General features: G+C 44.4%; 13 protein-coding genes, 1 pseudogene and 1 other annotated feature. Of the genes and pseudogenes, 2 read left to right on the forward strand and 12 right to left on the reverse strand.

Translation table 11 applies throughout. From position 1 onward, the window contains the following. Positions 1-89 precede the first annotated feature (89 nt). From MHB54_RS03300 to MHB54_RS03330, 7 genes are all read right to left on the reverse strand, one after another. Entirely contained in the window at positions 90-1,622 is a 1,533-nt protein-coding gene (locus MHB54_RS03300) for an NAD(P)H-binding protein (protein ID WP_305954119.1), read from the reverse strand. A 237-nt stretch (positions 1,623-1,859) separates the two neighbouring features. Continuing rightward, a complete protein-coding gene (locus MHB54_RS03305; protein ID WP_256704463.1) occupies positions 1,860-2,204 on the reverse strand; it encodes a DUF3024 domain-containing protein in 345 nt (114 codons plus the stop codon). Positions 2,205-2,439: 235 nt separating this feature from the next. Then, a complete protein-coding gene (locus tag MHB54_RS03310) occupies positions 2,440-3,411 on the reverse strand; it encodes a glycoside hydrolase family 43 protein (RefSeq protein ID WP_068940562.1) in 972 nt (323 codons plus the stop codon). A 40-nt stretch (positions 3,412-3,451) separates the two neighbouring features. Then, positions 3,452-4,837: an arabinan endo-1,5-alpha-L-arabinosidase gene (locus tag MHB54_RS03315; protein ID WP_076294904.1), complete on the reverse strand. Its 1,386-nt coding sequence runs from the start codon at positions 4,835-4,837 to the stop codon at positions 3,452-3,454. 80 nt (positions 4,838-4,917) lie between these two features. After that, positions 4,918-5,760 carry a carbohydrate ABC transporter permease gene (locus MHB54_RS03320; RefSeq protein WP_023988072.1) on the reverse strand — a complete coding sequence of 281 codons (843 nt, stop codon included), beginning with the start codon at positions 5,758-5,760 and terminating at the stop codon, positions 4,918-4,920. A 27-nt stretch (positions 5,761-5,787) separates the two neighbouring features. Continuing rightward, positions 5,788-6,678: a carbohydrate ABC transporter permease gene (locus MHB54_RS03325; RefSeq protein WP_023988071.1), complete on the reverse strand. Its 891-nt coding sequence runs from the start codon at positions 6,676-6,678 to the stop codon at positions 5,788-5,790. Between the two features lie 93 nt (positions 6,679-6,771). Then, the gene (locus tag MHB54_RS03330) at positions 6,772-8,115 is read right to left on the reverse strand and encodes an ABC transporter substrate-binding protein (RefSeq protein WP_023988070.1); all 1,344 of its coding nucleotides are present in this window, start codon (positions 8,113-8,115) and stop codon (positions 6,772-6,774) included. A 509-nt stretch (positions 8,116-8,624) separates the two neighbouring features. On the opposite strand from MHB54_RS03330, the gene MHB54_RS03335 reads away from it, so the two are divergent. Then, the gene (locus tag MHB54_RS03335; RefSeq protein WP_028542797.1) at positions 8,625-9,554 is read left to right on the forward strand and encodes an ArsR/SmtB family transcription factor; all 930 of its coding nucleotides are present in this window, start codon (positions 8,625-8,627) and stop codon (positions 9,552-9,554) included. A 56-nt stretch (positions 9,555-9,610) separates the two neighbouring features. Here MHB54_RS03335 and MHB54_RS03340 read toward each other — a convergent pair whose 3' ends face one another. Together MHB54_RS03340 and MHB54_RS03345 are read right to left on the reverse strand one after the other, a co-directional pair. Next, a complete protein-coding gene (locus tag MHB54_RS03340; protein WP_023988068.1) occupies positions 9,611-10,321 on the reverse strand; it encodes a DUF1361 domain-containing protein in 711 nt (236 codons plus the stop codon). Positions 10,322-10,416: 95 nt separating this feature from the next. Then, positions 10,417-11,025 (reverse strand): DUF1349 domain-containing protein, encoded by a 609-nt coding sequence (locus MHB54_RS03345; RefSeq protein ID WP_076294906.1) that lies wholly within the window; start codon positions 11,023-11,025, stop codon positions 10,417-10,419. Between the two features lie 189 nt (positions 11,026-11,214). After that, positions 11,215-11,453, forward strand: a binding site (T-box leader). A 43-nt stretch (positions 11,454-11,496) separates the two neighbouring features. Between MHB54_RS03345 and MHB54_RS03350 the strand changes: the two genes are divergently transcribed. After that, complete coding sequence (locus MHB54_RS03350) at positions 11,497-12,681, forward strand: aminotransferase class I/II-fold pyridoxal phosphate-dependent enzyme (protein ID WP_023988066.1); 1,185 nt, start codon at positions 11,497-11,499, stop codon at positions 12,679-12,681. Positions 12,682-12,857: 176 nt separating this feature from the next. On the opposite strand, the gene MHB54_RS03355 is transcribed toward MHB54_RS03350, so the two are convergent. From MHB54_RS03355 to MHB54_RS03365, 3 genes and pseudogenes are all read right to left on the reverse strand, one after another. After that, positions 12,858-13,418, reverse strand: coding sequence for a GrpB family protein (locus MHB54_RS03355; RefSeq protein WP_023988065.1), 561 nt, complete (start codon positions 13,416-13,418; stop codon positions 12,858-12,860). Between the two features lie 42 nt (positions 13,419-13,460). After that, a pseudogene (locus MHB54_RS03360) lies at positions 13,461-13,610 on the reverse strand (macro domain-containing protein); the annotation flags it as partial. A 62-nt stretch (positions 13,611-13,672) separates the two neighbouring features. Further along, entirely contained in the window at positions 13,673-14,065 is a 393-nt protein-coding gene (locus tag MHB54_RS03365) for a hypothetical protein (RefSeq protein ID WP_023988064.1), read from the reverse strand. Positions 14,066-14,081: the final 16 nt, after the last annotated feature.

Raw genomic sequence — 14,081 nt, forward strand, 5'->3', positions numbered from 1 at the left:
CACAGGAGACTTTGGATAGGACATTTGGATAAAACCTTGTATATATTACACTTTACCATACATTTGTAGCTTCCATCTCGTGGAAAATATTAAACATTTGTATCAATCAACCGCTTGACATACTTGCCAAACGCATACATAACCCCCAAATGTACTTTGGCCTGTGTATATTTATAAATAAACCAAGGCAGCGATGGCACATAATCATGAATGGCTACGACACAAATATTTGTACCGGGAATTTGCAGGAACTCAAGCCTGCCGCGATGGTCTTCCTTTACAGTGGCAAAAGTACCTCCTGTGATTCGATAGAGTGCAAACTCAGAGGTGCTCTGCGCACGGTCATAAATCATTTCTAACAACGGCTTTCGACTACCCAAGAGATACAACTGATAGGTATCCGGGCCTCCTGTCTCGACACGCACCCAAGGTTTTGCAAAGACCGGAAGCCAGGCCAAATAGCGTTCCCCGGCCCATGTTGCATCCTTACCAGGCGGGAGTTTGATCCGTTGCACCGAGCGTACATCAGATTTTAATGATCGAATTGCTGACTTTAACGGCTTTTTGGACTTGCTATGGGAATTCTTCTTATGCCGATATTCTTCTTCCTGCTCGAGTGAGGTTCGAGCTGCTTTGTCAAAGGAAATCTTCCCATCGCTGATGCCTTGAACCTTATGTTTCCGTTGCGCCACCATCGGATGAGCCAAGCTTTCAATCAGCGGATAAGCCATCTCTTTGGGGGCTCCAGTCACTAGGGTAACCCAAAGGCGGGACAGTTTGATCGTCAGCAACGGCACATTAAAAAAGCGACGCTTTTTATCCATTATTTCCGCTGTTCTTTGCATCATTTCTCTATATGTCATAACCTCCGGCCCGCCTACGTCTATAATTTGTTCATCAAGAGTACGGTTGCCGATGCTCCGATCCAGCGCATTCAAAATATCCTCCAATGCAATCGGGTGGGTCTTGGTTCGGGTCCAACGAGGTAGAATCATGACTGGTAATCTGCGAACGAGCTTGACCAAAATTGGAAACGATGAACCCTGTGGGCCGACGATCAAGCCTGCACGAATTGTGGTTACAGGTACTCCAAAAGACTTCAATACACGCTCAACCTCCAGACGGCTGCGTAAATGTCGGGATAGTTCATCCTCACTTGTATGCTCGGGAAGGATACCGCTCAAGTATACAATCTGCTTCACCCCGTTATTACGCGCTGCCCGGGCAAAATGCTCTGCCAAAATCACATCCATATCCTCAAATGTTCCTTGTGTCAGCTTCGCTGAGGGCAGCATGGAATGAATGAGATATACGGCATAATCCGCTCCATGTAATCCTTGATTTGCATCCTCCATGGAAAAAAAATCACACGAGCGCCATTCCACGTGCTCTGTATTTTTACGCTGATCTCCACTGCGGGATAAGGCAATGACATCTGCATGCTCAGTCAGCCTCTGCAGCAGATTATGCCCGATATAACCACTGGCGCCTGTCAGTGCAATTCGGGATCTGCCTTTTGGATACAATGCTCCAAGCTCCCGCTCTACTTGTCTTATCTCAGGTTCCGGTCGATACTGCTCATCTACACGCCTTTGTCTGTCATTACGTTGCTGCTCATTCACTACACACCGCTCCCCACTCGTTATCACGCTCTGTGTTTCACATACCCTGATTTACAGTGCCCGTAACAAGCCTCATGACAAGACATGGAAACGTAAACTAGACAGTGCCACCCCAGACAAAACAAATGACCGTAACCTCCATATAAGGAGTTACGGTCAGTCTGTTTACTTCCATATATAGTTTAACGGGACGACTCCCACTACCTCCATCTTCCGAACTTATCATTCTGCACTTCGTTAACCTGTCCAAAAAATACCTGCTGGATCTATTTCTACCTGTTCGAGCTGTTCTTCAAAGCACGGATTAGGTGCAATCTCTTTTACGCGCTGCCAGCTTTCAGCCTCTTGCCGGGCATATACATGCCAATGATTTTCCTCCCAGCGAAATTGGACAATGTCCGTGCGATCCCACGACTCAGTTTCATTAGAAGGCCTTTCCTCCGTCAAGATCAAACAGTTATCCTTTATTTGATAAATGAGCCGCACGTCAGAACGCACGTAGCCTGGCACCTTTAGCGCAATATAGCCATTCAGCAGGTATTCAACCTTTTTAACGGTAAACGGATCAATCCGCTTGTTCACGAGATTTCCACCCCTTGATCAATTCGTAAATATTACGATTTAAATATAGCAGAAATCGAAGTTTTTGAAAAGAGTCCTCCTTGCCGTCCCAAAAGCAAAAAGATATCCTCCAGCCTGAAGGCTCAGAAGATATCTTATTACTCTTGTTATACGCAGTCGAATCATAATTCCCTATGATTTCTAGAAAGTTACAGTACCGCTGTGCAACACGTCAACCATCTATAATAGATTTCGCTTATTTATCAACAGAAACGCCATCTGGTGCTGGAATACCAAAATCAGGTGTTCCATCTTCCTTCCAGTTGAACGGCTGAACACGTGTATGACGATTCGGATCATACAGCGGATCACCTGTAATTTCCTTGTAGTTCCGGGCGTGATATACGATTACATCGCTACCGTCAGCAGCAACCGTAAAACTGTTATGACCTGGCCCGAATTGTCCTGTTTCCTCATTGGTGCAGAATACCGGCTCAGGTGATTTCGTCCATGATTTCGGATCAAGTAAATCCGCATTCTCATCTGCTGTCAACAGGCCCATGCAATAATTGTGGTCTGTGGCGCTAGCTGAATAACTGATAAAGATCCGCCCGTTCCGTTTCAGAACCGCTGCTCCTTCATTCACCTTAAAACCGATGATTTCCCAATCATATTCAGGAGTGGAGATCATGACCTGCTCACCGCGCAGCGTCCACGGATTGCTCATTTCAGAAATATACAGATTGGAATTACCGACGATGTCCGGGTCCTTCTGAGCCCACACATAATACAGAACTCCATTATGCTGGAAGGTTGTCGCATCAAGGGCGAACGTCTCCCAACGGGTTTTGATCTGTCCTTTTTCCACCCATTCCCCTTCCAGAGGATTAGCTGAATCATTTTCCAGCACGAACATCCGGTGGTCGAACAGGCCTTCCTTCGTCTCCGTTGTACGAGCTGCTGCAAAATAAATGTACCATTTGTCGTTAATATAATGAATTTCTGGTGCCCAAATGTTCGCACTTAACGGGCCCGTTTCATATTTGTGCCACACTGCGACAGGCTCTGCTGTACTCAAGCCTTGAATAGTACTTGCTCGTCGAACCTCAATGCGGTCATACTCTGGCACAGATCCGGTGAAATAATAGTATCCGTCACTATGCTTGTAAATCCAAGGGTCTGCCCGTTGCTCAATGACCGGATTATTAAAGGGTACAGATTGATTCATGGTTTTTCTCTCCTCTATGTGTAGTATGTAGTTCATACAATTAATCGCTGATACGTTTTCCCCAGATGGAAATTCCCTTTTCATTCATACCTGTGAAAATTAGAGTATGGCGACCGAGCTCCCAGTCCCATGAAGGAAGCAATAACAGTTCTTCCTTTGTTCCTTCGGATGTATTGCTCCAATCCATTGTTAGAGTACGCTTACCATCAAAGCTCCAGTGACCTTCAAGAGAACCACTGGTTGCCCGCCCTCCATCTTCAAGACGGAGCGGTTCAGCTTCCACCTGACCATCTACTTCCTGCCTTATCACGATGCGCTCCCAGTTGCCGGATAATAGCCTTTTGGGTATATCCTGCTCCTTTTCCCCCGCATAGCGCTCCGGAGAGACGACCGGCCAGCCCTCTGCCGTCCATAATATTTTGCGTACATGCAGGTACGGCCAGCTCTTGTCCGTTTCTCCCCGCGCATGATGTACAATATAATAATCCGCACCGTCCTTCAGGACAGAATTGTGACCTGGCGCAACCCAGCCTTCTCCTTCGCTGAACCGATAACCGCCCAATACCTTGTTTCCAATCTCGTATTGAGGCAAATAGCTGGTATCTGCCATGTCATGTCCATTCATGTCCACATAAGGCCCTGTGATAGAATCTGAGCGAGCAACGCGAACATTGTAGTCCTCGAACAAAGAATCATACGAGACGAACAAGTAGTATTTACGGAACATTGGATTGTACACAATGTAAGGCCCTTCTACAGCACCGTCCTCAGTTGCCCGATCTCTGGCAGCGATATTTTTGCCATAGCCGGACTCTTTAAGCTTTCCAGTCAGGGGATCAAGCGGCGTAATGTAAATACCGCCGAAAAAAGAGCCGTATACCATCCATGGATTTCCCTCTGCATCCAGCACCGGATTGGCATCAATCGCATTCAGCTTGTCATGCTCTCCCGTTTTAACGACCAGCCCCTCATCCTTCCAAGGGCCTTCCGGGGAGCTGGATGTCTGCAATCCGATCGCAGACCGTGTGCTGCCAAAGGTAGAAGCGGAGTAATACATCCGATAGGTATCACCCATCTTGATGATGTCCGGTGCCCACAGATTGGTTGCTGATGACCACGCCTCCGCTTCCTTTGGAATGCCGGGGAGTGCATACTGAACCCAGTTCCAGTGAATCAGATCAGTCGATTTGCGTACCATAACACCAGGTCTCAATTCTCCACCTGTCTTTACATCCGTTGAGTAGACATAATAGCCTTGATCTGTTTTGATAATCGCCGGGTCATGTGCATTGTTAATGGTCCAGCGCTGTTCATCGTTAATCGTACTTTGATCATACAAGTGATCGGGAGGCGGAGCCTGCGGATACACAGGGTCCGGAGTGTTATCCCCACAGCCGGATAGACCCAGCATGAGCAGCATAACCATAACTGTTATTCTCCTCCTTCCTTTACCCATTACATATTGTGACTGCCTTACATCATTCATCCATACCCTCCAAGTGTCAATTAGCCTTTGACACCCGAAATGGCAACCGATTCAATAATTTGTTTCTGGAAGATCAAGAATATAATCAGTACAGGTAACAAGGCTATAATTGATGCTGCCATGATAAGCGGATAGTCCGTCTGAATGGCGTAAGTCGCATTAAAATTCGCGATAACCAGCTGCAGTGTCTGCGTTTCTGGTGAGTTCAAGTAAATAATCGGTGCCAAATAATCGTTCCAAATCCCCATGAACCATAAAATAAGTTGTGCCGCAACTGCTGGCTTAATGAGCGGGAACGTAATCGACGAGTAGAGTCGGAAATAAGAACTTCCGTCAATTTTAGCAGCTTCGATAATGGCATCTGGTACACTAAGCAAGTACTGCCGCAGGAAAAAGATCATAACTACATTTCCGAACAAACCTGGAACAATCAGAGGCAAAAGTGTATCGACCCAGCCAAGTTTGGAAAACATCATAAACTGTGGAATCATAACCGTTGGGTATGGAATCATCATAGATGCGATGAGTGCCAGAAACAGTTTATTTTTATGAGGGAATCTCAGCTTTGCAAATGCAAAAGCGGCTACACTGGATGTAAAGGTACCTATAACGGTAACACTTACAGCCACAATCACACTGTTCTTGATCCCGCTTAACAAAGGTCCTGCTTCCCAAATTTCCTTATACTTACCAAACTGGAATACCTCTGGTATCCATACTGGTGGAAGAGCAAAGACATCCTGCTTTTCTTTCACCGAAGTGGACAGCATCCAAAGCAGCGGCGCGATCATCACAATCGCTCCAATCGCTAGTACAATAAAGATAATGGTATTGGTAACTTTCGTTTTTTGACTATGGGACATAATCAGACTCACTCCTTTCCGCGAAAATCAATCCCCATCAAAGGACGATTTTTCATTCATTTTGAATTGAATCAAAGTTACGATAAAAATGAAGATGCCGAGAATCATAGCCATCGCGGAGGCATATCCCATTTGCAGGTTTTTAAATGCCTTATCCCAAATATAAAAGACGATTGAGGCGGACGAGTATTCCGGACCCCCTGTAGGTGTCATAATGTTCATTTCAGTAAAGATTTGCGAACCACCAATGATATTAGTTACGACCAGGAAGAAGGTTACTGGTTTCACCATTGGCCATGTAATATTGCGGAACATCTGGAATCCGCTCGCTCCATCTAGCTCTGCTGCTTCATAATAAGAGCGAGACACGCTTTGCAGGGCTGCCAAATATAGCAGCATCGTATATCCGAGACCCTTCCAGACGGTCATGAGAATCAAGGCCGGTTTGACCGTATCCTTATCCATCAGCCAGTTAGGACCCTTAATACCGAATATTTCGAGGAATTGGTTCACCAAACCATAGTCTCCGTTGTATGCCCAGTTCCACATAATAGAAACGGCAGCCAACGAAGAAATAACCGGGATATAGTAAATCACACGAAATGTTGTCGTACCTGGAATCTTGCGATTCAAACCTAGTGCCAGCAGTAAAGCTAGTACAAGACCGATTGGAATACCCAGCATTAAGAAAAGAGTATTGTACATCGATTTATAAAAGAGCTCATCGCTAAATAAATCTTTAAAATTGTCGAAACCAATAAAATTCATTTGTCCCAATCCGTCCCAGTCTGTAAAAGAGCCGTATAACGAATAGACAAACGGGAATAACGTAAAGATTAGCAGACCGAGAATAGGTGGAAGAATAAATAAGTATCCATATATCTTCTCTTTGCGGTAGAGATTAGATTTGGTTATCACAGGGCTCACCTCTGTTTCTAATTTGGAATGAAGATGATGTTAGCAGCATGATATTTAGCCACTAACATCATCCTTTTTTCCTCTATTTACGCATTATTTCTGTGATTTTTTCTCTTGCTCCACCGCTTTATCCAGCAGTTTCTGCATTTTCGGTTGTTCTTGCTTCAGATAATCTGCCGCCGTAATTTTGCCGTCCAGTACAGGCTGAATATCTGTGAAGAAAATATCATACCATTCTGCATTATACGTATAGTTGCCTGGTAATGAGCGTCCATAGTCATTTACGATATCAATAAATTCCTGTTTATTGTTAGGCTTGGTTTTCGTATCTTTGGACCATTCATCAGCCATGTCCAGCAGATTCGGAATTTGTACCTTGGCATCTACCAGCTGCTTCATTCCTTCTTTGGAAGTGGTCAGGTAATTAACCAGTTCTACAGCTTCATCTGGATATTTTGTTTTAGAGGAAACACCGATACCCAGGGAACCAATCCATGTTGCCGATTTTCCAGTCGATCCGGCTGGGAACGGCAGCAAATCATATTCGAATGGCAGTTTTTCAAATGTACTCATATCCCAAGGACCTACCGGGAAGAATGCCATTTCGCCCTTCATCCAACGTTGGTATGTGTCCAATGTTTGCGATTGTTCAATACCAGGTGTGATTTTATATTTGTTTTGCATGTCAGCAAAGTACTGAAGCGCTTCCGCAAATTTCGGATCATCAACCGTTACTTTGGTTTTGCTCTCATCCAGCCAATCCGCCCCATTGCTCCATACAAAGGCTTGTAATGCCCACTGAACGTTAAAGCCTGTACCGTACTGATCTGGCTTGCCGTCACCATTCGTATCTTTGGTTAACTCTTGGTTGACCTTGATGAACTCATCCCATGTATACGGTTTGTCTTTATCAGGCAAAGGCACGCCCGCTTTTTCGAACATCGTTTTGTTGTAGCCAAGTGCGAATGGACCCAAGTCCTTCGGCATACCGTAAATATCTCCTTGACCGGCCATTTTACCGTCATAGCGATATAAATCCACACCGTATTTCCAAATGTTATCTAGGTTTATATCCTTATTCTTCTCAATGTAAGGGGTGAGGTTCTTCAGTACACCACTGTTTACATAAGCTTTCACATCTCCAGGGTTAAAATAAAAAACATCTGGAAGATTATTTCCTGTGATCGCAGCTCTAAGCTTTGTAGCATATTGGTCCGCTGCTGTCACGACCATTTTAACCTTTACGCCAGGATGTTCCGCTTCAAATTTCTTAATTACTTCCTTATAAGCCTTTTGCTCATCTGTTCCACCACGGAACATGAATGTCAGTTCCTTGCTTCCATCACTACTGGAACTTCCCCCGCCACAACCAGTCAATGCAGCCATCATTAACAACAGAACAACCATTGCTATTGCAAAACCTTTTTTCTTTATCAACGCGACCCCTCCTAAATTTAAATGAAACCGCATACATTTGGTGTTAAAATAACTTCATACCACTCGGCCTAATCTTTAACTGTGCGGTACACAACCCGTTGTTGATTGACGCTGTGATTATCATCCCTCTCATGTACCATATAATTAACATTTTACTTTATCAATAATGAATTCGTTTACAAACAAAATATAGCATGCCCTTCCTCAGTTCGTCAATGTATTTTTCAATCTTTTTAAATAATTATAAAACATAGATTAGAGTAATATGAAAAGCAAAATTAAATCGTATTTAAGTTAATTTTTGTCTAAAAAACTAGAAATAAAACTTAAATACGATTCATTTATGAAATAATCTCTAATTTGGAGTCTAATTCACTCCCCTCTTTATTTAGTAAAAAAAATTTACAAAAAAGCAGTTTACTTCTTTTTGATTTTATTTTAACATAAATCAAAGTAAAAAATATAAGCGCTTACATCACAATTTTTATAGATAAGGATGGTCTATAGATATGATTTATATTAAGGACTTAATGTCAGGGTTAGATATTTTTAAAGCACTGGGGTCAGAAATCCGCATTCAAATTCTCGAGCTACTTGCTTATCAGGGCCAAAGTATGAATGACATTGCCAACAAACTTAATTTGAGCAACGGTACCATTACAATGCATATTCGAAAGTTGGAAGAATGCGGCCTTGTGGAGATCAATACCGTGAGCGGCAAGCACGGTACCCGAAAAATGTGTTATTTGAACAAGGATAAGCTGATGGTAGATTTGCGCAGCAGAGAACAAAAAAATGTGTATGAGGTTGAGATTCGCGTAGGTCATTATAGTAACTACCAAGCGTCCCCCACTTGTGGATTGGTGACCCGAGACAGCATAATCGGCGATTTTGATGATCCACGCTATTTTGCAGATCCCGGGCGGCTGGAGTCGGAAATGATCTGGATGGCCGAAGGTTTTTTGGAATACCGCATCCCCAACTATCTGAAAGCGAATCAATCCTTTAAGGAAATTCAATTCTCCGCAGAACTGGGCTCAGAAGCACCCTGCTATTGTGAGGAATATCCCTCTGACATTTGTTTTCATATTAACGGTATCCCTATTGGGCACTGGACCAGCGCCGGAGATTTTGGAGAAGTGCCGGGGGTTCTGAATCCAGATTGGTGGCCACCGCATTTGAATCAATATGGTATGCTCAAATTAATTCGCATCAATCAGCATGGCAGCTTCATTGACGGGTGCCGCATATCCGAAGTCACAATAGACGATATTAACCTTAACTATAAAAGCGACATTACACTCCGTTTATCCGTAACCGATCAATCGGAAAACAAAGGTGGGCTCACTATTTTTGGCAAAAGATTCGGGAATTTCAGTCAGGATCTGCTTGTGCGCGTGCTTTACGATGTGCACGGGGAGGACAGCACCAACTCCTGACACGCCACATGTAAAAATAGGCCGAAGCCTGTATTCATTGAATACATGTCCTCGGCCTAAACATCCTGATTCTCACTTAAAGAGATATAGATCAATAAATAAAAAATGACTGCTATCCCAAACACCAGCCAGCAAAAGGACAGCAAATGAAGCCTTGGTCCTGCATGTACTCCCCATCTCCAAATATCCGCAAGGAGCACCAGTGGCTGCAATAATACATCCCAGCTATTCCAGCGAGCAAATCTGCCAATATATACGCCTATGCTGGCCAGCCACAACAACACAAAAACTACAGCCCATGCGAGTCCACCTGAACAAATCCTCCTCAGCATATGGTGGATCACCAATACACAAAGGGATGTAAGAAAAAGGCCCAGCCCTGCTGCTGAAAAAGACGTAAATAAGATAAACCAAAATTGTGTGTTCAACCAAAAACGTGTATCAGGATTCACATCGTAAAAACGAAACGCATGAAGTAACTCAGTCACCAAATAAAGAGCATTCGGCAGAAAAAACAACCATACAATTGAAGAGAAAAATAAAAGAATACTTCTCACTTTTGTACTTTGCAGTCTGGATAAAGCCATCATTCCCAGAGTGATAAAGACCGGAACCCAGGCCAGGAATATATCCCAGTACAGAAATTGATACATCCTCGTTCCGCTTGTGGACTGTAAATACATAATGAGTCCGAAACAGCCCAACGTAGCTACAAGCAGCACTCCCAACAAACTGGGCAGCTTGTAGCCCTTCCTTCTTAACAGCAAGTTTCCATCTACCTCCTGCCTGAGTATGCGTATATACGTCTTTTTAAGTCCTATTTTATAGCGCTTTCATACTTAGAGAGAAAGCCTTTGTCTATTTACTCCACGTTTCGTATGTCCTCGGATACATGGTTTGTTATCGTCAAGGCATCAAAGGTAACAGCACAGCCCTCCCCCACCGGGGATTGAGCAACAACTCCAACTTTTAGCTGGTTAGGAACATTCATACCAAAATATCTCGCCAGCTTCCAATGCTGACCGTCTGATGAATAATGGAATGCAAAGCAATTTCCAGCTCGTGCCACTCGTAAATACGGATTGGACACGTCCATCGCCCCAGAGATACAATCATCGGATGTATCCCGAGTGACCACACTAAGAATAGATGGAGTGCTTTCAAAATATTCAAAACACAGCTTAGCCCAGTGGGTATCATCCGCCATCATCATCAAGCATCCTGAATCATAAGGCTGCTTCATATCAACACGGACCCTCGTCCATATTGTAAAATCACCTTGAAGCGTTGTATGCAAAAAGGGTGCGGACGATTTAGTCGCTACGCCAGACGGATCCCTAAAGAAATCTGCCTGTGAAGGTGCAGAAATTTGCAAAGACTTGGAATCATCGAATCTCCACTCAGCCGGCTCATTGATCCAGCTCCAATCCGCCGGCAAAACTTCACTGCTAAAGCGTTCAAATACGTTCATATGGATACCATTCCTCTCTGGCAATATAGTCATATAACACATTGAAATCTGGGGCACAATCCCCTTGATACCACTATATACGTTATTTTCCAGTCGTCAATGATGATGATGTGTCTTTAAAGTTTATAAAAAAAAGACTTGCCATCCTGAAATGTTGTGCTTATAATTACACCTAACTTGATACGGTAACAAATTTCAATGACGAGAACGAGTAAGCTATACAGCGGATTTGCAGAGAGTTGGGGCAGGTGAAAGCCAACATTCCGAGGGTAGCCGAACGCCATCTCTGAGAAGCGGGCTGAACCTGAAGTAAGCTCTGCCGCCTTTCCAGCGTTAACCGGAACACGTATTGATGGATACGTGAACAGAGTGTCATTTCCTATGGAATGAAACTAGGGTGGTAACACGGGTATAAACTCGTCCCTTTTACAGGGGCGGGTTTTTTTGTTTTTTAAAAAGGAGGAAATCATCATGACAAATGTATCGACAGCAGTATCAATAACCGATTTTTTGACTCCAGCTGTACGGGAAATGCCACCTTCAGGCATCCGTAAGTTTTTCGAATATAGTACAGGCAGAAAAGATATTGTATCGCTTGGTGTCGGTGAACCTGACTTTGTAACCCCTCAACATGTCAGAAAGGCCTGTATCACAGCACTGGAAAATGGTAAAACATCATACACACCGAATGCTGGTCTTCCCGAGCTTCGTGAGGAGATTGCCGGATATCTGGAGAGCAGCTTCAGCACATCCTACAACCCGACAGATGAAATCATGGTTACCATTGGCAGCAGTGAAGCACTGGATTTGGCACTACGCGCCCTGATCACCGCACACGATGAAATACTCATTCCGGCTCCATGTTATATTTCGTATTCACCCATCACGTTTCTGAACGGAGGACATACCGTAACGGTTGAAACCTCTGCGGATCAGCAGTTCAAGCTGACAGCTGAGGCACTCCAAGCCAAGCTGACTCCACGATCCAAAGTGCTTATTCTCTGTTATCCAAATAATCCGACGGGTGGGGTGATGACTTATGAGGATTGGCTACCGATTGCCCGCCTGGTTGAGGAGCATAATCTTGTCGTCATATCAGACGAAATTTATGCTGAACTGACCTATGGACAGAAGCATGTAAGCTTCGCTGCTCTGCCGGGAATGAAAGAGCGCACCCTGCTCATCAGCGGCTTTTCCAAAGCATTTGCGATGACAGGCTGGAGGGTCGGCTACGTGTGCGGCCCAAGAGAGTTGATTTCAGCTATGCTGAAGATTCATCAATATACCGCCATGTGCGCTCCTATTATCGGGCAAATTGCCGCAATTGAATCCCTGCGTAACGGGCTGGAGGAAAAAGATCGTATGATGGAATCCTACAATCTGCGTAGAAAATGGTTCGTTGAAGGCCTATGTCAGACAGGACTGCCATGTCACGAACCAAACGGTGCCTTCTATGCTTTTCCCTCCATTATGCACACAGGGTTAAGCTCAGAGCAGTTTGCCAAGCGGTTGCTGGAAGAAGAAGGAGTCATTACTGTACCCGGTTCCGCATTTGGCCCAGGCGGCGAGGGCTTTATCCGCTGCTCGTATGCATCATCACGAGAACAGTTGGAAATGGCTTTGGAACGCATCAGCGTATTCTTGAAACGTCTATAAATACGATTTTTCCTATCATGAAATGAACATGAGTACTGGATGAAAGTTACTTTAGCAGCTTCTGAATAAGCTTTTTCTGGTGTGCTGGCAAGCCTTCCGGCCATTCCCCTACACGGCAATAACAAATGTCGGAGATTTCGGCGCTTGGTCGGAAAGTATCCAGGAGTCCGGTCGTCCTAATCTTTAGGATGTCCGGTATTCAGAACGTTTTGCACAAAATCAGTCTTGGCCTCCGTGTATGCTTCACGATCATGCTGATTTTCCATCGCCAGCCGTCTTTTTAATACATCATATTGCTGAATCAGCTCAGGCTGTTCACGAAGTCGATTCCGAAACAATAGCTGCTGATCCCAATGCTCATCAGATTTCAGCATGAGATGCAGATGTCCCTTTCTTTGATCCTGTTCCACTTTAACCAAAAATCTTCTCCATTCCCGACCGTCCAATTCAGGTGGAACATAGTTCCAGCCTGCTGGTTGTAAAGCAGATACGACCTGTTCCAGTTGATCCCAAGATTCTAATTTTGCCATAATATCAATAATGGGCTTAGCGGAAAGATTGGGAATTGCCGTGCTTCCTATATGTTCGATTTCCGTCACCTTAAACGGCAGTAATAACTCCCGCAACTGGTGAATGACCTTTAAGCCCTGCTCTGACCAGGCAGGATCAGCATTCACTATTTTTACAGGCTCCGTAGCCCACACCGGCCAATGTTCCTGGTTTTGCTCCTCATGCATTCATGATCCCCCCTAATTTCCACGCATGTATTCTCTCATTCAGCTGATGTTCGGAAAGGCAATGCTTCGTGCATTCAGTTCTAAAGCTAATTGGAGTGCATTATGGTAGCATTTCGCCAATAGCTCCTCTTCCCGATGGTCGCCACCATTCCACACAGGACCGACAGTATGAATAACATATTCAGCATACAGTCACGTTTAATAGTTCAATTTGGGTATCCATTGATCCTGCTCCTCTTCTAAAAATCAACCGTTTATATAGTCATCTTATAGTCTCCACAGGCAATTTCTACTATATCGTCATAGGTTTTCAGCATAAGGTGCTTTAGATTTTTCCCCCGTGCACTTGCTATTGTAGCCAATAACGGCGTATCTGTAAGCTCATCAAAGCTGCTGCCCTGCGTATATTCCCGATCAGACAGGTGCAAAGCAACGTCCAGTTCAATCATGTTGAAGTAGTAGACTTCTGTGAATATCAGTTCGTAGGGCACAAAACCATCTGTTGCTTCCGCTGCCAGCCCCCCATTAATCTCTCCCTTCAAAACTAGCTCCTTCTTCGAATAATTCATATGCACATGGTCCAAATAGATCGCATCTCGTCCATACAATGCTCCAATCGGGGTTTGAACGGCCTTTATCTGTGGCATCCCTGCTTCTTCCCTT

The sequence above is a fragment of the Paenibacillus sp. FSL M7-0802 genome, assembly GCF_038004945.1.
In the GTDB taxonomy this organism is placed as follows: domain Bacteria; phylum Bacillota; class Bacilli; order Paenibacillales; family Paenibacillaceae; genus Paenibacillus; species Paenibacillus polymyxa_B.

What these genes read in the sequence shown, in the direction of transcription:
- MHB54_RS03310 (WP_068940562.1), bottom strand. Translation starts at nt 3,411, where the DNA reads ATGAATCAATCTGTACCCTTTAATAATCCGGTCATTGAGCAACGGGCA.
- MHB54_RS03315 (WP_076294904.1), bottom strand. Translation starts at nt 4,837, where the DNA reads ATGGTTATGCTGCTCATGCTGGGTCTATCCGGCTGTGGGGATAACACT.
- MHB54_RS03320 (WP_023988072.1), bottom strand. Translation starts at nt 5,760, where the DNA reads ATGTCCCATAGTCAAAAAACGAAAGTTACCAATACCATTATCTTTATT.
- MHB54_RS03335 (WP_028542797.1), top strand. Translation starts at nt 8,625, where the DNA reads ATGATTTATATTAAGGACTTAATGTCAGGGTTAGATATTTTTAAAGCA.
- MHB54_RS03345 (WP_076294906.1), bottom strand. Translation starts at nt 11,025, where the DNA reads ATGAACGTATTTGAACGCTTTAGCAGTGAAGTTTTGCCGGCGGATTGG.
- MHB54_RS03350 (WP_023988066.1), top strand. Translation starts at nt 11,497, where the DNA reads ATGACAAATGTATCGACAGCAGTATCAATAACCGATTTTTTGACTCCA.
- MHB54_RS03355 (WP_023988065.1), bottom strand. Translation starts at nt 13,418, where the DNA reads ATGCATGAGGAGCAAAACCAGGAACATTGGCCGGTGTGGGCTACGGAG.
- MHB54_RS03365 (WP_023988064.1), bottom strand. Translation starts at nt 14,065, where the DNA reads ATGCCACAGATAAAGGCCGTTCAAACCCCGATTGGAGCATTGTATGGA.